Origin of the sequence: Actinomadura sp. NPDC048394 (assembly GCF_040651755.1) — a bacterium.
GTDB classification, from domain to species: Bacteria; Actinomycetota; Actinomycetes; order Streptosporangiales; family Streptosporangiaceae; genus Spirillospora; species Spirillospora montaniterrae.
The window spans coordinates 23,786-46,343 of record NZ_JBEZJL010000087.1 but is presented as its reverse complement, the minus strand read 5'-3'; the positions used below and the strand labels follow the sequence as shown (position 1 = coordinate 46,343).

Sequence of the window (22,558 nt, the reverse complement as noted above, 5' to 3'; positions counted from 1 at the left end):
GAGTGGGTGACCGTGTGGGATCGTCGGACCCCGCCTTAATCATATTAGGAAGGCCCCGCCGGAAACGGCGGGGCCTTCCGCATTTCTGCGGGCGTGGTCGGCCGGCGAATATTTGGATGCGGTCCAGTGGCCGGCCCTGGCAGGCTGCGGGTATGCCGATCGCCGATGTGTCGTCCGGGGTGTCCATCGCCTACGAGAGTTTCGGTGATCCCGCTGATTCTCCCGTTCTGCTCGTCATGGGTTTCGGTGCCCAGATGATCGCCTGGCATGAGGACTTCTGCCGGGCGCTGGCGGATCGTGGCCGCTACGTGATCCGGTTCGACAACCGGGATTGCGGGCTGTCGACCAGATTCGACGATCATCCGGTCGACATGGGCGGGTTCATCGACGCTGTGAGTTCGGGAGACCTCGCGTCCGCGATCGCGATGGTTCCCTACCGGCTGCAGGACATGGCCGACGACGGTTTCGGCTTGCTGACCGTGCTCGGTGTCGAGCGAGCCCATGTGGTGGGAGCCTCGATGGGCGGGATGATCGCGCAGACGATGGCCATCAGCGAGCCGGAGCGGGTGCTGACCCTGACGTCCATGATGTCGTCGACGGGGGAGAGCGAGTACGGCAGCTCCAGTCCCGAGGCTAGGGCGGTGCTCTTCGCTCCGAAGCCTCAGGACCGGGACGGATATATCGCGGCGGCGGAACGGGAGCTGGTGTGGGCCTCCAAGCGCTATGGCGACGCGTCCGTCCTGCGGGAGCTGGCTGCCGCGTCCTATGACCGGGCCTATTACCCCGCCGGCGTCGGGCGTCAGCTCGGAGCGATGATCCTGAGCGGCTCGCGTGCCGATGCCCTCCGGGAGGTCCAGGTGCCGACCCTCGTGATGCATGGCCTGGACGACACGCTCATCGATCCCAGCGGTGGCCGGCGCACCGCGGAGCTCGTGCCCGGCGCGGAGCTCCTGCTGATCCCCGACATGGGGCATGACCGTCCGCGTGAGCTCTGGCCCGTGATCATCGACGCCTTGGAGGCGCACACGAGATGAGCACGGCCAGGCCCGTCGTCCTTCACGCGGAGGCGGGGTGGATGCGTTCGGGTGGGCGTGCGCCCGTCAAGCGCTGCCATTGCGCGAGTTGTTGCGCGTGCGAGCCGGTCGAGGTGGCCTCGGCGACGGCGTTGAGCGACGTGGATGTCGGTTCGGCGCCGTCGCGGTAGAGGAGGGTCAGCGGCCAGACGGGGGTGCCGGTGCCTCCGTCGAAGGGGTGCCAGTCCCAGGGAGCGATGAAGCGCCAGGCGCGTCCGGCTGCGTCGGCCAGTTCGTCGTCGGCGCACAGGAAGGCGTACGGGCGGAAGACGAGGTCCAGGGCGATCGGCTGATCGTCGTCGGGGTCGATGGAGTAGCCCTGGAACTCCGCGTCCGGGTCCTCGGATTCGCCGTGGTGGAGGATGACGACGTGCCGGTGCGGGCGGGGGAGGCGGCCCGTCTCCAGAGGCGGGTCGAAGCGCTCGACGGACATGACATGGACGATCGTCGGCGGTATCCCGACCTTGCAGCGGTCGCCGGCGGCGAGCGCGTCGGTGTCCGGGATCGTCGTGAAGAACTCGCGTTCCCTGTCCATGGAGGAGGCGCGGGAAAGCGCGACGTCGCCGTTCCAGTGGATGAAGTCGCTGTCGGGGTCCACCTGCCACCACGGCCAGCGGACGGAGACGCTGTAGGCATGGACGGCGCTGACGGTCGCGTCGGTGAACGGGCAGGAGATCCGGAGGACGTCGCCGGCCCGGAAGTCATGGAGGGCCTCGCCGGTCATGGACGGAACGCCGCCAGGAGTCCGGCGAGGTCGGGGTGGGCGCGTCCGGGGACGATCGTGGTGATGGTGTAGCGGCCGACTCTGGCGCGCACGAACGGGTCGGCGCCGGCGATTTTCTCGGCGGTGGCGCGGTCGACGCCCGCGGCGATGATGAGGCCGCCCTGCTCGGACGGGACCGTCTGCCCGGAGAGGAGGAAGGTGCCGTCGGCGTGATGCCGGTCGAGGAACGCCACGTGGTCCTTGACGTGGGGTTCGGCGGCCTCCTCCGACTCGGTGTACTCCAGCCTCAGCACGTGCAGCATTGCCGCCCTTTCGATGATCGTCCGGCGTGGCGGTCCAGTCTCTCAGCGCGCGGACAGGGCCAGGTCGAGGGTCGCCGCCCACTGGCGCAGCAGCCGGGTGCGGCGGGCCGAGTCGTCGGTGAGCAGGTCGGCGAGGCCGAGCCCGCGGACGAGGTCGAGGGTGGCCTGCACGGTCTCGCGGACGCCGGGGACCGACTCGTCCGCGCCGAGGGCCTCGACGGTGAGGCGGTGCGCCTCGCGCCCGACCCGGGCCTCGAGCGGCAGGACCTGCGCGCGGAGCTGCTCGTCGGAGCTGGCGGCGACCCACAGCTGGAGCGCGGCGCGGAACAGCGGCGTCGTGTACATCTCGCCGAGCAGGGTGACGACGTCGAGGGTGGACGGCCGCCGGTCGGCGAGCGCGTCCAGGTGCTCGCGCATCTGCGCCATCCGCACCTCGGAGCCGTACTCGACCGCCGCGGTGACCAGCTCCTCCCGGGTGCGGAAGTGGTGCTGGGCGGCGCCGCGCGACACCCCGGCGCGTTCGGCGACGGTGGCGACCGTGGTGCCGGCCCAGCCCATGGACGCGAGGCAGTCGACGGCCGCCTCCAGGAGGCGCCGCCGGGTCGCGCGGCTGCGGTCCTGCTGCGGTTCGCGGGGGATCGCCTGCGTGGTCATCTCTTCCTCGGCTCGGGTGGCCCTCCAGTCAACCAAACCGCGCCCGCAGAAAACAATCAAGCGCGATTGATTTTTTCGATCCGGGCTGGCAGGGTGCTGGCCATGAGTCGACCGTTGCGGATCGGCAACGCCTCGGGTTTCTACGGCGACCGTTTCAGCGCGGTGCGGGAGATGCTGGAGGGCGGTCCCCTGGACGTCCTCACCGGCGACTACCTGGCCGAGCTGACGATGCTGATCCTGGGCCGGAGCCGGATGAAGGACCCGGGCGGCGGGTACGCGTCCACCTTCCTGCGGCAGATGGAGGAGTCCCTCGGGCTGGCCGCCGAGCGCGGCGTCAAGATCGTCACCAATGCCGGCGGGCTGAACCCGCGCGGGCTCGCGGAGCGGCTGCGCGAGCTGGCCGGGCGGCTCGGCGTGGACGTGCGGATCGCGCACGTCGAGGGCGACGACCTGCTGCCGCGCGCCGGTGAGCTGGGGCTGGCCGACGCGCGGTACGGCGATCCGCTCACCGCCAACGCCTACCTCGGGGCGTGGGGCATCGCCGAGTGCCTGCGGGCCGGCGCGGACGTGGTGGTCACCGGACGGGTGACGGACGCGTCGCTGGTCGTGGGCCCGGCCGCCGCGCATTTCGGGTGGGCGCGCGACGACTGGGACGCGCTGGCCGGGGCGACGGTCGCCGGGCACGTGCTGGAATGCGGTGCGCAGGCGACGGGCGGCAACTACGCCTTCTTCGAAGAAATCTACAATGTAAAGCCGCTGGGCTTTCCGCTTGCCGAAGTGCACGCCGACGGCTCCAGCGTGATCACCAAGCATCCGGGTACCGGCGGCGCCGTGACCGTCGAGACCGTCACGGCGCAGCTGCTGTACGAGATCGGCGCGCCCGCCTACGCCGGCCCGGACGTGACCGCGCGCTTCGACACCGTCCGGCTGGCGGAGGACGGGCCCGACCGGGTCCGGATCACCGGAGCCGAGGGGGCGCCGCCGCCCGCCACGACGAAGGTGTGCCTGAACCACCTCGGCGGTCACCGCAACGAGATGACGTTCGTCCTCACCGGGCTCGGCATCGAGGCCAAGGCGGCGTTCGCGCGGGCCCAGCTCGAGGCCGCGTTCGGCGACGCGCCGCCCGCCCGCGTCGAGTGGACGCTCATCGGCGGCGCCGCGCCCGATCCCGCGACGCAGGGCGAGGCGACCTCGCTGCTGCGGTGCGCCGTCCTCGACCCGGACCCGGAGAAGGTGGGGCGCAGGTTCAGCGGCGCGGTGGTGGAGCTGGCGCTGGCCGGATACCCCGGGTTCACGATGACGTCGCCGCCCGGCAAGGGGAGCCCGTACGGGGTGTACAAGCCGGCGTTCGTGCCCAACGGGGAGGTCGAGCACGTCGCCGTCCTCCCGGACGGCAGGAGGGTGGCGATTCCCGCAGCTGAAACGCATGGGAGCCAACCCCCGCCCGCCCAGGGGGGCGACCCCACTTCCAGTGTCCAACCCCCAGGTCGGGGCACGGAAGTGGAACCCCGTTCTGTGGACAACCCGGCCTCACCGCTCGCCGGGGAAACCGCGGAACCCGGGGAAAGCGGAGGAACCGGGAAGACCGTGCGGGTGCCGTTGGGGCGGGTCGCGGGCGCCCGTAGCGGCGACAAGGGCGGGGACGCCAACATCGGCGTTTGGGCCCGGACGGACGCGCAGTGGCGGTGGCTGGAGCCCTTCCTCACCGTCGAGCGGCTGCACGAGCTGATGCCCGAGACCCGCGACCACCGCGTCCGGCGGTACGTCCTGCCGAACCTGCGCGCCGTCAACTTTGTCGTCGAGGGCCTGCTGCAGGAGGGCGTGTCGGCATCGACCCGGTTCGACCCGCAGGGCAAGGCGCTGGGGGAGTGGCTGCGGTCCCGCCTCGCCGACGTGCCCGAGTCCCTGCTCGGCCCGCCGTCCCAGGCCGAGGGCCCGGCGGCGGAGAACACCCCGAACCCGGAGGGAGTCCGTTGACCCTCAAGAGCACGCTCGACACCGGCGGCCCGGAGTACCGGGAGCGGCGCGCCGCCATGCTGGAGAAGCTGGCGGCGCTGGACGCCGAGCACGCCAAGGCGCTCGAAGGAGGCGGCGAGAAGTACGTCGCGCGGCACCGCAAGCGCGGGAAGCTGCTGGCCAGGGAGCGCATCGAGCTGCTCCTCGACCCCGACTCGCCGTTCCTGGAGCTGAGCCCGCTCGCCGCGTGGGGCAGCGACTTCCCCGTCGGCGCGAGCGTCGTCACCGGCATCGGCGTCGTCGAGGGCGTGGAATGCATGATCGTGGCGAACGACCCGACGGTCCGGGGCGGGTCCAGCAACCCGTGGACGGTGAAGAAGAGCTTCCGCGCGTCCGACATCGCCCTCGAGAACCGGCTCCCCGTCATCAACTTGGTCGAGTCGGGCGGCGCGGACCTGCCGACGCAGAAGGAGATCTTCATCCCGGGCGGCCGGATGTTCCGCGACCTGACCCGGCTGTCGGCCGCCGGCATCCCGACGATCGCGCTGGTGTTCGGCAACTCCACCGCCGGCGGCGCGTACATCCCCGGCATGTGCGACCACGTCGTCATGGTCAAGGAGCGCGCGAAGGTGTTCCTCGGCGGGCCGCCGCTGGTGAAGATGGCGACCGGTGAGGAGGCCGACGACGAGGAGCTCGGCGGCGCCGAGATGCACGCCCGCGCGTCCGGCCTCGCCGACTACATGGCCGCGGACGAGGCGGACGCCCTGCGCATCGGCCGGCAGATCGTCAAGAACCTCAACCACCGCAAGCTCGGCCCGGCGCCCGGCCCCGTCGAGGAGCCGCGGTACGACGCGGAGGAGCTGGCGGGGATCGTCCCCGAGGACCTGAAGATCCCGTTCGACCCGCGCGAGGTGATCGCCCGGATCGCGGACGGCTCCGAGTTCGACGAGTTCAAGCCGCTGTACGGGACCAGCCTCGTCACCGGCTGGACGCGGATCCACGGCTACCCCATCGGGATCCTCGCCAACGCGCAGGGCGTGCTGTTCGGCGCCGAGGCGCAGAAGGCCGCGCAGTTCATCCAGCTCGCGAACCAGGCGGACACGCCGCTGCTGTTCCTGCACAACACCACCGGCTACATGGTCGGCAAGGAGTACGAGCAGGCCGGGATCATCAAGCACGGCGCCCTGATGATCAACGCGGTGGCGAACAGCAAGGTCCCGCACATCACCATCGTGATGGGGGCGTCGTACGGGGCCGGCAACTACGGCATGTGCGGCCGGGCGTACGACCCGAGGTTCCTGTTCACCTGGCCGAGCGCGAAGTCGGCGGTGATGGGGCCGCAGCAGCTCGCGGGCGTGCTGTCGATCGTGGCGCGGCAGGCCGCCGAGGCGCGCGGCCAGGCCTACGACGAGGACCAGGACCGCGCGATGCGCGAGCTCGTCGAGACGCAGATCGAGGCGGAGTCGCTGCCGTTCTTCCTGTCCGGCCGGCTGTACGACGACGGGGTGATCGACCCGCGCGACACCCGCACCGTCCTCGGCCTCTGCCTGTCCGTTGTCCACAACGCGCCCGTGCGCGGAGCCGACGGCTTCGGCGTCTTCCGGATGTGAGCTGATGATCAAGACTGTGCTGGTCGCCAACCGCGGCGAGATCGCCCGCCGGGTCTTCCGGGCCTGCCGGGACCTCGGCATCGGGACCGTCGCCGTCCACTCCGACCCCGACACCGGCGCGCCCTACGTCCGGGAGGCGGACGCGGCGGTGCGGCTGCCCGGCGCGTCCCCCGCCGAGACCTACCTCGCGGCGGCGAAGGTGGTGGACGCGGCGCGCCGCGCGGGCGCCGACGCCGTCCACCCCGGCTACGGGTTCCTGTCGGAGAACGCCGCGTTCGCGCAGGCCGTCATCGACGCGGGCCTGACCTGGATCGGCCCGCCGCCCGCCGCTATCGCCGCGATGGGCTCGAAGATCGAGGCGAAGAAGCTGATGGCGGCGGCCGGGGTCCCGGTGCTGCCGGAGCTGGACCCCGCGCAGGTCACCGCCGCCGACCTGCCGCTGCTGGTGAAGGCGTCCGCGGGCGGCGGCGGGCGCGGCATGCGGATCGTCCGGACCCTGGACGAGCTGGCGGACGCCGTCGCCGGCGCCCGCCGCGAGGCCGAGTCCGCCTTCGGGGACCCGACCGTGTTCTGCGAGCCGCTGCTGGAGAACGCCCGCCACATCGAGGTGCAGATCATCGCGGACGCGCACGGCACCGTGGTCGCCCTCGGCGAGCGGGAGTGCTCCATCCAGCGCCGCCACCAGAAGATCATCGAGGAGGCGCCGTCGCCGGCCGTCGACGACGCGCTGCGCGACGCGCTCTGCGCGGCCGCGGAGAACGCCGCCCGCGCCATCGAGTACGTCGGCGCGGGGACGGTCGAGTTCATGCTCGCGCCGGACGGCCGTTTCTTCTTCCTGGAGGTCAACACCCGCCTGCAGGTCGAGCACCCGGTCACCGAATGCGTCTACGGGGTCGACCTCGTCCGCCTGCAGATCGAGTGCGCCGAGGGCGGCGCGCTCCCGGACGACGATGTGGAACCGCGCGGGCATGCCATCGAGGTCCGCCTGTACGCCGAGGACCCCGCGCACGACTGGCGTCCCGCGAGCGGCACCCTGCACACCTTCGAGGTGCCGGGCGTCGACGCGGAGTTCGCCGTCCCGCCGTCCTTCGGGCTGCGGCTCGACAGCGGCGTGGAGAGCGGGAGCGAGGTCGGCGTCCACTACGACCCGATGCTCGCCAAGGTGATCGCGTGGGCGCCGACCCGCGCGGCGGCTGCTCGCCGGCTGGCGGCCGCGCTGCGCGGCGCCCGCGTCCACGGCCTGACCACCAACCGCGACCTGCTCGTGCGGATCCTGGAAGAACCGGCGTTCCTGGCCGGCGACACCGACACCGGCTACCTCGACCGGATCGGCCTGGACGTCCTCGCCGCGCCGCTCGCCGCCGAGGAGACCGTCGCGGTGTCCGCGCTGGCCGCCGCCCTCGCGGGCGCGGCGCGGGAACGCGCGTCCGCCGCCGTGCTCGGCGGACTGCCGTCCGGGTGGCGCAACGTCCGGTCGCAGCCGCAGCGCCGGACGTTCGACGGCCCGCACGGCACGATCGACGTCGACTACCACCTCGGCCGCGACGGCCTGGTCAGCGAGCTGTGTCCGGGCACCGCGCTGGTGAGCGCGGAGCCGGACCGCGTCGTCCTCGACAGGGACGGGCTGCGCGAGACGTTCACGGTGACCAGCGCCGGAGACGCGGTGTTCGTCGACTCCCGGCTCGGGCCCGTCGCGCTGCGGGCCGTGCCGCGCTTCACCGACCCGAGCGCGCAGGTCGCGCCCGGCTCCCTGCTCGCTCCCATGCCCGGGACGGTCGTCCGGGTCGAGACCGAGCCCGGCGCCGCCGTCGTTGAGGGGCAGACCCTCGTCGTCCTGGAGGCGATGAAGATGGAGCACCGCATCGCCGCCCCCGCCGCCGGGACCGTCGCCGAACTCAACGTCGAGGCCGGACGGCAGGTCGAGTCCGGCGCCGTCCTCGCCGTCATCTCCGTGGAAGGAACCCCCGAATGAGCTTCGTCGAGACCGAGGAACGGCAGGCGCTGCGCGCCGCCGTCGCCGAGCTGGGCGCGAAGTACGGCTCGGCGTACTACGTCGAGAAGGCGCGCGCGGGCGAGAAGACCGACGAGCTGTGGGCCGAGGCCGGGCGGCTCGGCTACCTCGGCGTCAACGTGCCGGAGGAGTACGGCGGCGGAGGCGGCGGCATCGGCGACCTCGCCGCCGTCTGCGAGGAGCTCGCCGCGGCCGGCTGCCCGCTGCTGCTGATGGTCGTCTCCCCGGCGATCTGCGCGACGATCATCGCCCGGTCCGGCACCGAGGCGCAGAAGAAGCACTGGCTGCCGAGGTTCGCCGACGGGTCGGTGAAGATGGCGTTCGCGATCACCGAGCCGGACGCCGGGTCCAACGCGCACCGCATCACCACCACCGCGCGCCGCGACGGCGACGGCTGGCTCCTCAACGGCCAGAAGACGTTCATCTCCGGCGTGGACGAGGCCGACGCGGTCCTGTTCGTCAGCCGCACCGAGGACCAGAAGGGCAACCTGCGCCCCTCGCTGTTCATCGTCCCGACCGGCACCGACGGGTTCACCTACACGCCGATCGACATGGAGATCGTGTCGCCGGAGAAGCAGTTCATCTGCCACCTCGACGACGTCCGGCTGCCCTACGACGCGCTCGTCGGCGACGAGGACGGCGGCCTGCTGCAGCTGTTCGCCGGCCTCAACCCCGAGCGGATCATGGCGGCGGCGATGGGCGCCGGGATCGGCCGGCTCGCGCTCGGCAAGGCGATCTCCTACGCCCGGGACCGGCAGGTGTTCAAGACGCCGATCGGCGCGCACCAGGGCCTCGCGCACCCGCTCGCCGCCGCGAAGATCGAGCTGGAGCTGGCCCGGCTGATGGGGCAGAAGGCCGCCTGGCTGTACGACGAGGGCGACGACATGGGCGCCGGCGAGGCCGCGAACATGGCGAAGTACGCGACCGCCGAGGCCGCGATCCACTGCGTCGACCAGGCCATCCAGACCCACGGCGGCAACGGCCTCACCACCGAGTACGGCGTCGGGATGCTGGCGGGCGTCGTCCGGCTGATGCGGATCGCGCCGGTCAGCCGCGAGATGATCCTCAACTTCGTCGCGCAGCACTCGCTGGGGCTGCCCAAGTCGTACTGACGCCGCGCCGCGCTACGCGAAGGCGCACGGAACTCCGGGTGAACGTCCGGGTCCGTGCGCCTTTGCCTACTTATGGCGATGCGAGCGTTACACAGAGTGCCGATACGGGGACCATCGCGGGGCGACCGCCGCATAACGAACGAAAGGGATGATCATGCGGAAGTTTCTCTCTGCCCTGGTCCTGACCGTCGCCGCGCTGCTCGCCGGCTTCTTCGGCCTCTCCACGGCCGCGTCGGCGTCCACCGCGTCCGCCGCCGCGCCCGCGGCCATCGCCGGCGGCTGCCACCACTGCTGCGGCGACAACGACAACACGAACGTCAACATCAACATCAACGGCTGACGTCCGCCGTGCCCGCCGCGCCCGTCCGTCCCGGGCGCGGCCGGCACGGCGCCGCTGCGGGGCCCCTGCTCCCGTCAGGAACCGTGCGCCCGTCAGCCGAGCAGCGCGTCCAGCTGGGACTCCAGCGACCGCGGCGCCGCGAGCCGGTTGTCGACGGCCATGTGCGGGACGGGAGGCGGCTCCTCCGGGCGCATCCGCGCGACGAAGGCGTCGAACCCGGCCAGCTTCCCCGCGTCGCGGGGCAGCCCGCGCCGCTCCAGGCGGTGCCGGAGCGTGGCGGCGTCCGTGCGGATCCACAGCAGCCGCACGTCCGGGCCGCCGAGCGCCTCCACCCACTCCGCCCAGCGGGCGGGGGAGCGGATCTGCCCGGTGAACGGCGCGCTCAGCAGCACCGGGCAGCCGTGCCCGCGGACCTCCCGCGCCGCCGCGGTGAGGCCCGCGTACTCGTGCCGCTTGACGTGCTCGTCGTACCAGGGGCCCTCGCGCTCGCCCGGGTCGCGGCCGTGCGCGGCGAGCGTCGCCGCGACGAACGAGCCGAACAGCGTGTCCTTGTCGAGCAGCGCCGGGACCGGGCGCAGCCGCGCCAGCAGCAGATCGCACACGGTCGACTTGCCGCCGCCGGGCGGGCCCGCCACGATCCAGACGGCCGCGGGCATCAGGCCGGCAGCCGCATCCGGCGGGTCGCGAGCCGCTCGATGCGCGCCTCGTCGATCTCGTGGCCGAGGCCCGGCTGGGTCAGCGGCACCCCGACGACCCCGCCGGACGAGCGGACCGGCGGCGTCACGAACACCGGGCCGCCCGCCGGGTCCGACACGTCGCTCGGCAGCGTGCAGCCCGGCAGCGCCGCCAGCGCCACCGCCGCCGCCTGCCCGATGCCGAACGCGCCGCACCCGCTGCACCACACGTCCCAGCCCGCCGCGTACGCCAGGTCGTGCGCGCTGCGCGCCGCCGTCAGCCCGCCGAGCCGGTCCAGCCGCAGGTGCAGGGCCCGGCCCGCCTCCAGCGTGATCGCCGCGTCCAGGGTCTCCAGGTCGCCGACGGCCGGGGCGACCGCGGCGCCGACCCGCAGCTGGAGCCGGGCGTGCGCGGCGAGGTCGTCCGCGGCGAACGGCCGCTCGATCGCCACCGGCCCGTAGGCGTCCAGCGCCTCCAGCACCGCCATGTGCTCGGCGGACTCGGTGTAGGCGTGGCCGGCGTCCGCGACGAGCGCCAGCGCCGGGTAGGCCTCCCGCAGCGCCCGGACGGGCTCGATGTCCCAGCCCGGCCGGATCGGGAGGGTCACCCGCGTGTGGCCCGCGCCCACCGCCTTGTTGGCGCGCGGCGCGACCGTGTCCAGCAGCGGCTCGGGTCCGAGCCGGGCGCCGGTGACGATGGACGTCCGCGTCCCGCCGAGCGCGTGCGCGAGCGGCAGGCCCCGCTCCCGGCACCACAGGTCCCAGCAGGCGACGTCGATCGCCGCGGCGGCCTCGTTCGCGCCGAGGTCGGCCGCGGCGGACACGTCCTCGGGACGGTCCCAGTCCAGCCCGATCAGCGCCGGCGCCATCCGCGTCTCGATGTCGGCCCAGCCGGGCCCGGGGTTCGCCGTCCCGGTCGGGACGGCCATCTCGCCCCAGCCCGCCGCGCCGTCCCCGCCGGAGAGCCGGACGAGAATGCTCTCCGGCCGCCGCCCGCGCGGCATCGCGACGCGGAAGGCGTCGCAGCCAAGGATCCGGGGCACCCGCATCCGCCCTCTCGTGGTCGGAAGTGTTCTCCCTTCAATGATCCCCCCTCCCGGGACCTGCCTGAACACCGGCCGGGCGACGGATCAGCGGCGCCCGCGCAGGAACGGGCGCAGCGGGCGCCGCTCGTAGCCGCCGTCGGCCAGTCCCGCGAGCCGTTCGAACGGGTTGAAGGACGCCCAGTCGCCGCACAGCGCCATCGACACGCCCGCGCACGCGAGATAGAGGGGGATCATGACGACGCCGAGGCACCACGCGTACTGGGTGGAATGCCGGGCCTCGTGGCGCAGCAGCCGCGGGTCGGACAGCAGGCCGGACGCGTCGCCACGAAAAAGGATCACGTTGCCGACCGTGAACGCCGTCGCGACCGGCACCGGCGCCCGGTAGCCGCCCGCCACCAGCAGGCCGTCTCCGGCGCTCCGCAACCGCGGGCCGCCGCCGGTCCGGCGCGTCGCCGCCACCGCCAGCAGCAGGCCCAGCGGCGTCGACAGGTTGACCACGTTGACGATCGAGCGGACACGGTACGCGGGCTTCACCCCGCCAGTGTGGCGCCGCCACCTCCGCCGTGCGACCCGCCTACATGGCCGCGATGGGCGGCGCCACGCGGCGCCACGCGGCGGACGGTCAGGACGGTCAGGATGGTCAGGACGGGCAGGTCGCCGCGAGGGACGTCGGCTTGCTCTCCGGCGCCGGCGACCCCGACGGGCTCGGAGACGCGCTCGGCGACGCGCCGCCCGACGCGCCCGCGCTCGGCGTCGCGCCCGGCGAGCCGTTCGCCGCGAGGTTGGACGAGCCGGTCGGCGACGGGCTCGCCGAGGTGCTCGCGTGCGCCTGCTCCGGGCTGACGGCCTTGGCGGCCAGCCGGCGGATCAGCGCGAAGTCCGGGTTCCCGGAGTTGATCAGCGGCGGCACGAACTGCAGGCTGTTGATCTGCGCGCCGTCCTTGACCTTGCCGGACAGCTTGATCAGCGCGGGCAGCAGCTCCTGCGGGATGTCGGTGGACAGCGTCCGCTTGGCCGCCGCGGCGAGCTTGTCGAAGCTGGTCAGCACGGTCTGCGGGTCGGCCTGCTGGGCGATCGCCCGCATCAGGCACTTCTGCCGGCCCATCCGCACGTAGTCGTCGCTGTCGGTGCGGGACCGCCCGTACCAGAGCGCCTCCTTGCCCTTCAGCGTCCGGTAGCCGGGCTGCAGCACCTGGCCGCGCAGGCCGTACGGGATGGGCTCGGTGACCCTGATCTTGACGCCGCCCATCGCGTCCACGATGTCGGCGAAGCCGAACATGTCGACCAGGATGTAGTAGTCGACGCGCTGCCCGAGGATGCCGGCGATGGTGGCCTTCAGCAGCTCGGGGCCGCGGCGGTTCTTCGGCACGCCCGGCACCACGTCCGGGTGGTTCTCGGCGTACTCGTACACCTCGTTCAGCAGCCCCGGGTTCTCCGGGCCGTCGCCGGTGAAGCCGTACGGGAACCGGTCGCGGGCCGGGCCGGGCGGCATCTGGAACTTCTCCAGGTTGCGCGGCAGGCTCAGCAGCACCGTGTCGCCGGTCTTGGTGTCGACGCTCGCGAGCGTCATGCTGTCGGTCCGGACGCCGGTCCGGTCGGCGGCCGAGTCGCCGCCGAGCAGCAGGATGTTCACCCGGGGCTCCCCGTCCCACGGGTCGGAGGTGTCGATCTGCCGGCCGTTCTGGCTGCCGGTGCGGAAGATGCTGGTCAGCGCGTCCCGGTAGACGTAGGTGCTGTGCGCGCCCCACGCCACGGGCACCGCGACGGCGAAGCACATCACCGCCACGGCGGCGGCGCCGAGCGCCCGGGCGCTGATCGACGGCCGGGCGGGGCTCACCACCATGTAGGAGCGGATCACCACGGCGATCCACACGACCCCGAGGACGACGATGCCGCCGGCGAGGCTCTGCAGCTCGTCCGGCCGGACGGCGAGGTGGACGAGGCTGGAGCGGTAGACGGTGACGGTGACCGCGACGGTCGCCGCGACCACGAGCCACAGGCCGAGCAGGAGCCCGCCGGCCACCCGCCGGCCGGCGGCCAGGTGCGCGACCCCCCAGACGAACGCCGACGCGAGGGTCAGCGCGAGCGCGCGGGGCAGGCCCCCCGCGGCGTCCGGGGAACGGTCCACGTCCTCTTCCGGGGCGCGCCGGCCCGGCGATGGACTCGACATGTAACGCTCCGTCCCCCACCCATGGTGAATTAAGCCCCTGGCTCACATTATGGACGCGCAGAACCGGACAAAGGTTGCGTGGGAGTCGACCGCATGCGAGCGCGACGTCGATCAGTTGCAGCTCACGCTCAGGATAGGCAATCCGATCACGGGGCGGGCGGCCGGGACCGGGTCGCCGGGGTCCAGGGCGGCCAGGGCGCGCAGCGCGGGGTGGTCGGCGCGCGCCGGCGGCGCCCCGCCCGCCGCTGGTCGCAGGCTCGTGATCTCGGCTTTCCCGATCTTGGCGGCCGGTCCGGCGAGCGCCGGGAGCAGCCGGCGCGGCACGTCGGTGTTTACCGAATTGATGAGAACCCGGGCGAGTCGCTGGTATCGCTTCAGGAGCGCCAATGGCTCGGTTTCCCGAACATTTGCCCAAAAAGGGCAGCCTTTCTTGGCAGGTGCGGTGGAGGCGGCCGTTGCGGAGAGTTCCCGGACCCCCGCGCGTCCACCTTCACGTAGTAGGGGACGTCCTGGCCGAGCATGTGGGCGACCGTCCGCTTCAGCAGCTCCGCGCCCGGGTCCCGGACGGGGCCGCCCGCGAGCAGCTCCGGGTGCGCGGCGCCCTCGGGGTAGACGTCGGCGAGCGGCCGCCCCGGCGGGAACGGGACCGGCTCCGCGCCCGACCACACCGGGACGCGGCGCAGCCCGGCCGGCAGGGCCAGCAGGGTCGTGTCGCCGGACCGGGTGTCGATCGCGGCCAGGGTGACGTCGCCGACGCGGTCCTGGTTCCGCGCCGGGTCGGGGTCGCGCGGCGCGTCCGGGTCGGCGCCGATGAGCAGCACGTTGAGACGCGGCGCGGCCGGCCACCGCGCCGCGTCCCCCCGCTTGGCGGCGAGCTGGACGGCGGGGGGCGGCACCGGCCCGTCGACGAAGATCGTGCGGATCAGGTGCCGCTGCACGTAGCCGTACTGGGCCAGGCTCAGCGGCGGCACGATCACCAGCAGGCACAGCACCGCGACGGTGGTGCCCCCGGCCAGCCGCCACAGCGGGGCGAGGCCGTCCGGCGCCAGCACCGCGTACGAGTGGGCGATCAGCAGCGCCCACAGCGCCGCCAGCGTGACGCAGGCCGCCACCAGCGCCAGCAGCCATGACGGCCGCGCCGACAGCTCCAGGAACAGCTCCCGGTACCGCCCGGCGGCGAGCGCCACGGCGGTCAGCGCCGCGGCGTGGACGCCGAGCAGCGTCCCGCCGAGCCCGACCCGCCCGGCCCGCAGGTGCGCGATCCCCGGCACCAGCGGCGACACGGCCGCGACGAGCAGCGCCTCCGCCAGCCGCAGGGGCGCCCACGCGCGCCCGCCGCCGGCCCGCTCGCTCCCGGCCCGCCCGCCGGACGCGCCGCCCGCGCCGGCCGCAAACCCCTCGACCATGCTGTCGCCCCCTTCGGGGCGGCGGACCCCGCATCCCCGCCCCGCACCAAGAGCGTGCAGGTCACCGGGGTGATCGGGAGGCCGATCCGGGGCCGTGTCGCGTAAATCCGGCGCCGCGTGCCGGTCAGCGGCGGGTCACCAGCTGGTGGACAGCGGCATCCCCTCGGCGTAGCCCGAGGAGCTCTGGATCCCGACCGTGGCCCGCTCGTGGAACTCCTCAAGCGTGCGCGCGCCCGCGTAGGTGCAGGAGCTGCGCAGCCCCGCCACGATCGAGTCGATCAGGTCCTCGACGCCGGGGCGCTGCGGGTCCAGGAACATCCGCGAGGTGGAGATGCCCTCCTCGAACAGCGCCTTGCGGGCCCGGTCGAACGGCGAGTCCTCGGCGGTGCGCAGCCGGACGGCCCGCGCCGACGCCATGCCGAAGCTCTCCTTGTACATCCGGCCGTCGGCGGCGTGCTGCAGGTCGCCCGGCGACTCGAAGGTGCCGGCGAACCAGGAGCCCACCATCACGTTCGCCGCCCCCGCCGCGAGCGCCAGCGCCACGTCGCGCGGGTGCCGGACGCCGCCGTCCGCCCACACGTGCCGGCCGAGCCGGCGGGCCTCGGCGGCGCACTCCAGCACGGCGGAGAACTGCGGCCGCCCGACCCCGGTCATCATCCGGGTGGTGCACATCGCGCCCGGGCCGACGCCGACCTTGACGATGTCGGCGCCCGCCTCGATCAGGTCGCGGGTGCCCTCGGCGGTCACCACGTTGCCGGCCACCACCGGCACGGACGGGTCCAGGCCCCGCACCGCGGCCAGCGCGCTGATCATCTTCTCCTGGTGGCCGTGCGCGGTGTCCACCACGAGCAGGTCGGCGCCCGCCTCCAGCAGAGCCTTCGCCTTGCCCGCGACGTCCCCGTTCACGCCGACCGCCGCGGCGACGCGCAGCCGCCCCGCCGCGTCCACGGCGGGCTTGTAGAGCGTGGCGCGCAGCGCGCCCGTCCGGGTGAGGACGCCGGTGAGGCGGCCGTCCGCGTCCACCACGGGCGCGAGCCGGTGCCCGCGCTCGTGCAGCCGGTTGAACGCCTCGCGCGGGTCGACGCCGTGCGGCAGCGTCACCAGGTCCCGCGACATGATGTCGCGCAGCTGGGCGAACCGGTCGACGCTCTGGCAGTCGGCCTCGGTCACCACGCCGACCGGCCGGTCGTCCTCGACCACGATCACGGCGCCGTGCGCGCGCTTGGGCAGCAGCGCCAGCGCCTCGCCCGCGGTGCTGCCCGGGTCCAGCCGGATGGCGGTGTCCACCACCAGGTCGCGGCCCTTCACCCAGCCGATGACCTCCGAGACGACCTCGACCGGGATGTCCTGCGGGATCACTGCGACGCCGCCGCGCCGGGCGACGGTCTCGGCCATCCGGCGGCCGGACACCGCCGTCATGTTCGCCACGACCAGCGGCACGGTGGTCCCGCTGCCGTCGACCGTGGAGAGGTCCACCTCCAGGCGGGACCCGACCGCGGAGCGGCGCGGGACCATGAAGACGTCGTTGTAGGTGAGATCGTGAGCGGAACGCTCACCGTTCAGCAGGTGCACGGCTGTACTACACACCAATCGCGGATCAGAGTGGCTGGGCCACCGTACATTGTGATCCATACCCGCGGGTGCTCCGGCCAAGCGCTCGCCCGGGGCCGCCCCCGGCCGCCGCAGGCCCGTGACCGGGGGTGATGGTCGTGTGTCCCCGGGGATCGTCCGGGTGATCTCCCGCGCTGTGTCCGCGCCCTTCCAGGCGCAACGGAAGTGTCTTCGCGGACGAGGCTGAAAAGCGTGCAACGTGAGGCTTGGCTCTCTGTAAAGTTACCTCTTGACGTAACTGCGCCACCGATGCACTTTTCTTACATGTGCGTCACGCGGACGGCCGACCCGCCGTAGGGGCGCGCACATCAGAACACCGGGAGAAGGCGCAATGCAGGTCACGCACTCGAGCCCGGTCTGCCGCACCCGTCCGCGCCGCGGGCCGCCGCGCCCGCACCGTCCCCCCGGGAGTGACCATCGCCACCCCGCGCGCCCGCCGCCCCGTCCCCGGACGGGCCCGCGCGCGGGCCGGCCCCGGCCGCGTTGCGCTCCCGGACCGGTCGGCGCGGCGTCGGAAACGGCGCCGCCCGCGACCCGGCGCCGACGCTTCCACGGTCATCGGGCGGGGCGAACACGAGCAAGATCAATATTTGACGTCATACCGTCCTGAAATGGAATGATCTTGCAGTTGCCAGCAGAACGATTCATCACATGTCGAGGAGGACAGCCGTGCTGGATGCGGTCGACGCCGTGCTCGTCCGCGAGCTCCAGCGGGATGGCAGGGCGACGTTCCAGGCGCTCGCCGACCGCGTCGGGCTTTCCCGCACGGCCGTGCGGGCACGGGTGCAGAACCTTCTCGAGACCGGCGTCGTGCGCGTCGTCGGCATCGTGCACGCCGCCGTCGTCGGCGCGGAGGCGATCGGGCACGTCTCGGTCACCGTCGAGGGCTCGGCCCGAGAGGTCGCGGACGCCGTCGCCGGCCGCCCGGCGGTCAGCTTCGCCGCGCTGACCGCGGGCCCGCACGACCTGGTCGCGCAGGTCCGCACCCGCGACGACGCCGCGCTCGCGGCCGAGGTGGACCAGCTGCGGTCCGTCCCCGGCGTGCGCTCGGCGGAGGTCTTCCGCTCGGTCTCCACCGTCCGCGACACCCACGCGGTGGTGCGGGAGCTCGGCGAGGTCACCCTCGACGACATCGACTGGCGGCTGCTCCAGGAGCTGCAGCGCGACGGGCGCGCCCCCTACACCCGGCTCGCCCACATCATCGGGCTGTCGCAGGCCGCCACCCGGGCCCGCGTCGTGCGGCTGATGCGCACCGGGGTCATCCAGGTCACCGGGCTCGCCGACCCCCTCGCCCTCGGCGCCGCCGAGCTCGGCGGGTTCGGGCTCGTGGTGACCGGCGGGCTCCGCAAGGTCGCCGAGGCGGTCGCCGCGCAGGACGGCGTCCGCTACCTGGCGACCGGGTTCGGCCGCTACGACATCGTCGGCCAGGCCGAGGCCGCCTCCCGCGCGGAGCTGGTCGCCGTCCTGGACGCGATCCGGTGCGTGCCGGGCGTGACGGTACGGGAGTCCTGGCACCACCTGGACGTGGTGAAGGAGTCCTACGCCGTCGAACTCCCCGAGCGGCCCCTGAACGGGGCGTGAAGGAGAGCCGCCGCGGGCGCCGTCCTCCGGCGCCCCGGCGGCACCGCCGCACCGCCGCCGGCGGGCCGTGCGGCTCCGCGGGCCGCTTCAGTCGCGGCTGAGCGCGACCTCCTCCAGGTCCAGCTCGTGCAGGACCCGGTTCAGCACCTCGTCGTCGATCCGGCGCTCGTCGCGCATCCGCACGAACACCCGCCGCTCCGCCGACAGCATCTCCCTCCGCAGCCGCCGGTAGGTGGCCGTCGGGACCTCCTCGCCCTCCGGGCCCGTCCCGCCGCCGAGCCGCTCCCACGCCCGCAGCTGCCGGTGCTCGGCCAGCTGCCGCAGCCGCTGCACGACCGCCTCGTCCAGCTCCTCGGCGGCGTTCAGCTCCTCCAGCCGCTCCAGCGCCGCGTTCGCCGCCGCGTGCTGCGCGCCCGCCTCCGCCACCCGGTCGGTGTAGCGCTCCCGCTCGCTGCCGACGCCGAGCACCCGGATCAGCGCCGGGAACGTCAGCCCCTGCACCAGCAGCGTCCCGAGCACGGTCGTGAACGTGAAGAAGATGATCAGGTCGCGGCCGGGGAACGGGGCGCCGGACGCCTCGAACGGGATCGCGAACGCCGCCGCGAGCGACACCACCCCGCGCATGCCCGCCCACGAGACGACGGTCGCGCCGCGCCACCCGACGTTCTCGCGGGCGCGCTGCCGGCGCGACAGCAGCCGCGGCAGCCGCGACGCGGGGAACACCCAGACGAACCGGGCCGCGACCGTCACCCCGAAGATCGCCACGGCCCACCAGGTCAGCTCCGGCCAGCCGTGCCCGGACAGCCCGTTCACCACCGGCGGCAGCTGCAGCCCGATCAGCAGGAACACCACCGACTCCAGGACGAAGACGACGACCTTCCAGAACGAGTGCCCGATCAGCCGGGTGACCGGCGCCGACTCGGTGAACCGGTGGCCGAGGTAGATCCCGCTGACCACCACCGCGATCACGCCGGAGGCGTGCACGCTCTCCGCGATCAGGTACGCGGCGAACGGCGCGAGCACCGCCACCCCGTTCTCCACCAGCGGGTCGTTCATGCGGGTCCGCAGCCAGTGCAGCGGCGGCCCGAGCAGCAGCCCGACCGCCGCGCCGGCCGCCGCCGCGAACAGGAACCGCCACACCCCGTCCGCCAGCGTGAACCCGGCGCCCGTCGCCGCGATCACCGCGACCCGGAACGCGGTCAGCGCCGTCGCGTCGTTGAACAGGCTCTCCCCGACCAGCACCGTCACCATGCGGCGCGGCAGCCCGAGCCGCTGCGCCACGCTGACCGCCGCGACCGCGTCCGGCGGCGCGACGATCGCGCCGAGCACGAACGCGGCGGCGAGCGGCAGGCCCGGGACGAGCAGGTGCGCCGCGTACCCGACCGCGAACGTGCTGAACAGCACCAGCCCGACCGACAGCAGCCCGATCGACCAGGCGTTCTCCCGCAGCCCGGCGTACGAGCTCTGCCACGCGGCGGAGAACAGCAGCGGCGGCAGGAAGACGTAGAGGACGAACTCCGGGTTCAGCTCGAACTCCGGCACGCCCGGAACGAACGAGAACAGCAGTCCCGCGATCACCAGGACCAGCGGCGCGGGGGTCCCGGCGCGGCGCGCGGCCGCGGCCACCATCAGCGCGCCGACCGGCACGGCCAGCAGCCAGAGTGCGTGCGTCGTCTCCACGCGCAGATCATGGCACGGCCGGCCGGCGCCCCCGAACCCGGCGGACCGCCGCCCGAGGGAGGCTCAGCGGGGCTCGCGCCCGTCGTCCTTCGCGAACGCCAGGAAGTCGCGGGCGGACGGCGGGAGCCGCCGGTGCGCGTGCACCAACCCGACCAGCCGGGTGATCGGCGGCATGAACGACCGGACGGCCAGGCCGTCGGTGTCCTCCAGCTGGTTGCGGTACCACAGCAGCGAGCCGAGCCCGGCGCGCACCCAGCCCAGCCAGGCGCCCCGCTCGTCGGACTCCGCGACCGGTACCGGCCTCGCGCCGGCCCGCCGCAGCACGGCGTCGACCTCCGCGCGGCGGGCGCCGCCCCGGGCCGGGAGCACCAGCCGCATGCCGTCCAGCGCCGCGGGCGGCACCGGCTCGCGGACCTGCAGCGCGGGCGGCGAGACCAGCACCATCTCGCGCTGCTCGAACGGGTGCGCGGTCAGGTCGCCGGGAACGGGCAGGTCGGTGAGCGCGAGGTCGGCGCGCCCGGCCCGCAGCAGCGCGGCGACCTCCTCGCGGCCCGCGCTGCGCACCACCCGGACCCGCACCGCCGGCTGCTCGCGGGCGAACCGGGGGAGCAGCCGCCCGGTCAGCTCCGGCTCCAGCGATGGGGTGGTGGCGACGCGCAGCTCCGCGCCGCGCCCGTCGGAGCGGGCCGCCGACATCCCCTCGATCGCGTCCACGGCGTCCAGCGCCGCCCGCGCCTCCCGGACCACCCGCTCGCCGACGGGGGTGAGGACCACGCCGCGGCCGGAGCGGGCGAACAGCTCCACGCCGAGCTCGCGCTCCAGCTCGCGGACGGCGCGCGACAGCGCGGGCTGCGCGACATAGAGAGCCTGGGCCGCCGACGTCATCGTGCCGTGGTCGGCGGTCGCCACGACATAGCGCAGCTGCCGCAGATTCATGCCACGACCGTATGACAACGAACCGTTCCGGTCCTGGACATAGCCGGAATCGGACCGAGACCGGCCGGGCGGTCACGACCGCGGCGGGGCCGCCTTCCGGCCGCCCGGCGCGGGGGGACCGGCGGGGACGGTCTCCGGTTCGGGCTGCAGCTGCGGGGCGCCGACGGAGCAGTGCCGCCGGCACTCCGGCTCCACCGGCTCGCCGGTCGGCGCGCGCAGCGCGTCGCGGGACACGGTGAAGAACGTCAGGACGGCGCCCGCGGCCAGCAGCGCCGCGCAGGCCGTCATGGCGATGCGGAAGCCGTGCGAGAAGAGGGCGGGGTCGTTGTAGGCGTCGCCGGTCAGCCCGGCCAGCGGCGGGATCGCCGCGACCGCGAGGAGCCCGGCGGCCCGCGCGACCGCGTTGTTGACGCCGCTGGCCACGCCCGCGTGCCGCACGTCCGCCGTCGCCAGCACCGTGGCGGTCAGCGGCGCGACGACCGCGGACAGCCCGAGCCCGAACACCACGACGGCGGGCAGCACGTCCCGGACGTAGGAGGAGTCCTTGCCGATCCGGCTGACGAGGAGCATGCCCACCGCGGCGACCACCAGCCCGACCGTCATCGGCAGCCGCGGGCCGACCTTCTGCGCGAACGCGCCCGCCCGCGCCGACAGCAGCAGCATCAGCGCCGTGACGGGCAGCAGCGCGGTGCCGGCCGCGATCGGCGAGAACCCGTCGACGACCTGGAGGTTCAGCACGAACAGGAAGAACAGCACGCCCATCGCGCCGTACATGATGAACGTGACGACGTTGACGGCGGAGAACTGCCGGGAGGCGAACACGTCCAGCGGCAGCATCGGCTGCGGCACCTCGCGCCCGCGCCCGGCGCGCCCGCCGAACAGCCGCCGGCCCCGCCCGCGCGCCCGCTCCAGCAGGACGAACCCGGCCGCCGCCGCGACGCCCGCCACGGCCGCCGCCGCGATCACCACGGCCGGGGTGCGGCCGCCGGGCGCCTCGGTCAGCGCGTACGTCGTCCCGGCCAGCGCCAGCGCGGCCAGCGCGGCGCCGGGCACGTCGAACCGGCCGCGGGCGTCCGGGTCGACGCTCTCCGGGACGTGCCGGACGGCGACGAGCACCACGACCGCCGCGAGCGGCACGTTGAGCAGGAACACCCACCGCCAGCCCGCCGCCTCCACCAGCCAGCCGCCCGCGAACGGGCCGACCGCCCCGGCGACGCCGCCGAGCCCCGACCAGGCGCCGACCGCACGCGGCCGGTCGTCGGCCGCGAACGACGCCTGGATGATCGCCAGCGAGCCGGGGGTGAGCAGCGCGCCGCCCATCCCCTGCAGCGCCCGCGACAGCACCAGCATCTCGACGTTCAGCGCCATCCCGCACAGCACCGACGCCACCGCGAACCACACCACGCCGATCAGGAAGATCCGGCGGCGGCCGTACCGGTCGCCCAGCGACCCGCCGAGCAGGATGAACCCGGCGAGCGTGAGGGTGTAGGCGTTGACCGTCCACTGCAGCCCCGCCATGTCGGCGTGCAGGTCCCGGGCGAGCCGCGGCAGCGCCACGTTCACCACGGTGGAGTCGAGCATCGCCACGCTCGACCCGAGGACGGTCGCCAGCAGGATCCAGCGTCCCGGCCCCGTGCCCAACCGGACGTCCGGCATCAGCGCCTCCCGCCGG

Annotated in this window: 20 protein-coding genes; 7 read left to right on the top strand and 13 right to left on the bottom strand. The window is 74.0% G+C overall.

The genetic code is table 11. The features are described from left to right. The first annotated feature begins 152 nt into the window (after positions 1–152). Complete coding sequence (locus AB0C78_RS42400; RefSeq protein WP_360759545.1) at positions 153–1,034, top strand: alpha/beta hydrolase; 882 nt, start codon at positions 153–155, stop codon at positions 1,032–1,034. A 22-nt stretch (positions 1,035–1,056) separates the two neighbouring features. Here the strand turns inward: AB0C78_RS42400 and AB0C78_RS42395 are convergent, their stop codons facing one another. The 3 genes from AB0C78_RS42395 to AB0C78_RS42385 are packed head-to-tail and all read right to left on the bottom strand — an operon-like array spanning position 1,057 to position 2,753. Continuing rightward, on the bottom strand, positions 1,057–1,797 hold the full coding sequence (locus AB0C78_RS42395) for a hypothetical protein (RefSeq protein WP_360759543.1): 741 nt from the start codon (positions 1,795–1,797) through the stop codon (positions 1,057–1,059). Then, entirely contained in the window at positions 1,794–2,099 is a 306-nt protein-coding gene (locus AB0C78_RS42390; RefSeq protein WP_360759540.1) for a YciI family protein, read from the bottom strand. The genes AB0C78_RS42395 and AB0C78_RS42390 overlap by 4 nt, the downstream gene beginning before the upstream one ends. 42 nt (positions 2,100–2,141) lie before the next feature. Then, the gene (locus AB0C78_RS42385; RefSeq protein WP_360759537.1) at positions 2,142–2,753 is read right to left on the bottom strand and encodes a TetR/AcrR family transcriptional regulator; all 612 of its coding nucleotides are present in this window, start codon (positions 2,751–2,753) and stop codon (positions 2,142–2,144) included. Positions 2,754–2,855: 102 nt separating this feature from the next. Between AB0C78_RS42385 and AB0C78_RS42380 the strand changes: the two genes are divergently transcribed. From AB0C78_RS42380 to AB0C78_RS42360, 5 genes are all read left to right on the top strand, one after another. Beyond that, positions 2,856–4,730: an acyclic terpene utilization AtuA family protein gene (locus tag AB0C78_RS42380; RefSeq protein WP_360759535.1), complete on the top strand. Its 1,875-nt coding sequence runs from the start codon at positions 2,856–2,858 to the stop codon at positions 4,728–4,730. A gap of 56 nt (positions 4,731–4,786) precedes the next feature. After that, positions 4,787–6,319 carry a carboxyl transferase domain-containing protein gene (locus AB0C78_RS42375; RefSeq protein ID WP_360759551.1) on the top strand — a complete coding sequence of 511 codons (1,533 nt, stop codon included), beginning with the start codon at positions 4,787–4,789 and terminating at the stop codon, positions 6,317–6,319. A gap of 4 nt (positions 6,320–6,323) precedes the next feature. Continuing rightward, complete coding sequence (locus tag AB0C78_RS42370; protein WP_360759532.1) at positions 6,324–8,291, top strand: biotin carboxylase N-terminal domain-containing protein; 1,968 nt, start codon at positions 6,324–6,326, stop codon at positions 8,289–8,291. Then, positions 8,288–9,442 carry an acyl-CoA dehydrogenase gene (locus tag AB0C78_RS42365; RefSeq protein ID WP_360759529.1) on the top strand — a complete coding sequence of 385 codons (1,155 nt, stop codon included), beginning with the start codon at positions 8,288–8,290 and terminating at the stop codon, positions 9,440–9,442. Before AB0C78_RS42370 ends, AB0C78_RS42365 begins: the two co-directional genes overlap by 4 nt. Before the next feature lie 154 nt (positions 9,443–9,596). After that, positions 9,597–9,782, top strand: a complete 186-nt coding sequence (locus AB0C78_RS42360; RefSeq protein ID WP_151545703.1) for a hypothetical protein — start codon at positions 9,597–9,599, stop codon at positions 9,780–9,782. A 92-nt stretch (positions 9,783–9,874) separates the two neighbouring features. On the opposite strand, the gene AB0C78_RS42355 is transcribed toward AB0C78_RS42360, so the two are convergent. From AB0C78_RS42355 to AB0C78_RS42325, 7 genes are all read right to left on the bottom strand, one after another. Then, positions 9,875–10,438: an AAA family ATPase gene (locus tag AB0C78_RS42355; RefSeq protein ID WP_360759526.1), complete on the bottom strand. Its 564-nt coding sequence runs from the start codon at positions 10,436–10,438 to the stop codon at positions 9,875–9,877. After that, positions 10,438–11,505 carry an enolase C-terminal domain-like protein gene (locus tag AB0C78_RS42350; protein WP_360759523.1) on the bottom strand — a complete coding sequence of 356 codons (1,068 nt, stop codon included), beginning with the start codon at positions 11,503–11,505 and terminating at the stop codon, positions 10,438–10,440. The genes AB0C78_RS42355 and AB0C78_RS42350 overlap by 1 nt, the downstream gene beginning before the upstream one ends. Before the next feature lie 81 nt (positions 11,506–11,586). Beyond that, a complete protein-coding gene (locus tag AB0C78_RS42345) occupies positions 11,587–12,036 on the bottom strand; it encodes a hypothetical protein (protein ID WP_360759520.1) in 450 nt (149 codons plus the stop codon). 106 nt (positions 12,037–12,142) lie between these two features. After that, positions 12,143–13,672: an LCP family protein gene (locus AB0C78_RS42340; protein ID WP_360759517.1), complete on the bottom strand. Its 1,530-nt coding sequence runs from the start codon at positions 13,670–13,672 to the stop codon at positions 12,143–12,145. A gap of 111 nt (positions 13,673–13,783) precedes the next feature. After that, complete coding sequence (locus AB0C78_RS42335; protein ID WP_360759514.1) at positions 13,784–14,059, bottom strand: hypothetical protein; 276 nt, start codon at positions 14,057–14,059, stop codon at positions 13,784–13,786. Continuing rightward, a complete protein-coding gene (locus AB0C78_RS42330) occupies positions 14,047–15,078 on the bottom strand; it encodes a hypothetical protein (protein ID WP_360759511.1) in 1,032 nt (343 codons plus the stop codon). Before AB0C78_RS42330 ends, AB0C78_RS42335 begins: the two co-directional genes overlap by 13 nt. A gap of 135 nt (positions 15,079–15,213) precedes the next feature. Next, entirely contained in the window at positions 15,214–16,650 is a 1,437-nt protein-coding gene (locus AB0C78_RS42325; RefSeq protein ID WP_360759508.1) for a GuaB1 family IMP dehydrogenase-related protein, read from the bottom strand. A gap of 708 nt (positions 16,651–17,358) precedes the next feature. On the opposite strand from AB0C78_RS42325, the gene AB0C78_RS42320 reads away from it, so the two are divergent. Further along, a complete protein-coding gene (locus tag AB0C78_RS42320) occupies positions 17,359–18,270 on the top strand; it encodes an Lrp/AsnC family transcriptional regulator (RefSeq protein WP_151546985.1) in 912 nt (303 codons plus the stop codon). A gap of 87 nt (positions 18,271–18,357) precedes the next feature. On the opposite strand, the gene AB0C78_RS42315 is transcribed toward AB0C78_RS42320, so the two are convergent. The 3 genes from AB0C78_RS42315 to AB0C78_RS42305 all read right to left on the bottom strand — a co-directional run bounded on the left by AB0C78_RS42315 (position 18,358) and on the right by AB0C78_RS42305 (position 22,542). Then, positions 18,358–19,950: a Na+/H+ antiporter gene (locus tag AB0C78_RS42315; protein ID WP_360759504.1), complete on the bottom strand. Its 1,593-nt coding sequence runs from the start codon at positions 19,948–19,950 to the stop codon at positions 18,358–18,360. Between the two features lie 63 nt (positions 19,951–20,013). After that, complete coding sequence (locus tag AB0C78_RS42310; protein ID WP_151546986.1) at positions 20,014–20,886, bottom strand: LysR family transcriptional regulator; 873 nt, start codon at positions 20,884–20,886, stop codon at positions 20,014–20,016. 72 nt (positions 20,887–20,958) lie between these two features. Continuing rightward, positions 20,959–22,542 carry an MFS transporter gene (locus AB0C78_RS42305; protein WP_360759501.1) on the bottom strand — a complete coding sequence of 528 codons (1,584 nt, stop codon included), beginning with the start codon at positions 22,540–22,542 and terminating at the stop codon, positions 20,959–20,961. Positions 22,543–22,558: the final 16 nt, after the last annotated feature.

Excerpts from the sequence above, each read along its gene's own strand:
- AB0C78_RS42330 (WP_360759511.1), bottom strand. The coding sequence starts at position 15,078 with ATGGTCGAGGGGTTTGCGGCCGGCGCGGGCGGCGCGTCCGGCGGGCGG.
- AB0C78_RS42370 (WP_360759532.1), top strand. The coding sequence starts at position 6,324 with ATGATCAAGACTGTGCTGGTCGCCAACCGCGGCGAGATCGCCCGCCGG.
- AB0C78_RS42380 (WP_360759535.1), top strand. The coding sequence starts at position 2,856 with ATGAGTCGACCGTTGCGGATCGGCAACGCCTCGGGTTTCTACGGCGAC.
- AB0C78_RS42305 (WP_360759501.1), bottom strand. The coding sequence starts at position 22,542 with ATGCCGGACGTCCGGTTGGGCACGGGGCCGGGACGCTGGATCCTGCTG.
- AB0C78_RS42355 (WP_360759526.1), bottom strand. The coding sequence starts at position 10,438 with ATGCCCGCGGCCGTCTGGATCGTGGCGGGCCCGCCCGGCGGCGGCAAG.
- AB0C78_RS42310 (WP_151546986.1), bottom strand. The coding sequence starts at position 20,886 with ATGAATCTGCGGCAGCTGCGCTATGTCGTGGCGACCGCCGACCACGGC.
- AB0C78_RS42360 (WP_151545703.1), top strand. The coding sequence starts at position 9,597 with ATGCGGAAGTTTCTCTCTGCCCTGGTCCTGACCGTCGCCGCGCTGCTC.
- AB0C78_RS42350 (WP_360759523.1), bottom strand. The coding sequence starts at position 11,505 with ATGCGGGTGCCCCGGATCCTTGGCTGCGACGCCTTCCGCGTCGCGATG.
- AB0C78_RS42365 (WP_360759529.1), top strand. The coding sequence starts at position 8,288 with ATGAGCTTCGTCGAGACCGAGGAACGGCAGGCGCTGCGCGCCGCCGTC.
- AB0C78_RS42375 (WP_360759551.1), top strand. The coding sequence starts at position 4,787 with ATGCTGGAGAAGCTGGCGGCGCTGGACGCCGAGCACGCCAAGGCGCTC.
- AB0C78_RS42400 (WP_360759545.1), top strand. The coding sequence starts at position 153 with ATGCCGATCGCCGATGTGTCGTCCGGGGTGTCCATCGCCTACGAGAGT.
- AB0C78_RS42390 (WP_360759540.1), bottom strand. The coding sequence starts at position 2,099 with ATGCTGCACGTGCTGAGGCTGGAGTACACCGAGTCGGAGGAGGCCGCC.
- AB0C78_RS42395 (WP_360759543.1), bottom strand. The coding sequence starts at position 1,797 with ATGACCGGCGAGGCCCTCCATGACTTCCGGGCCGGCGACGTCCTCCGG.
- AB0C78_RS42340 (WP_360759517.1), bottom strand. The coding sequence starts at position 13,672 with ATGTCGAGTCCATCGCCGGGCCGGCGCGCCCCGGAAGAGGACGTGGAC.
- AB0C78_RS42385 (WP_360759537.1), bottom strand. The coding sequence starts at position 2,753 with ATGACCACGCAGGCGATCCCCCGCGAACCGCAGCAGGACCGCAGCCGC.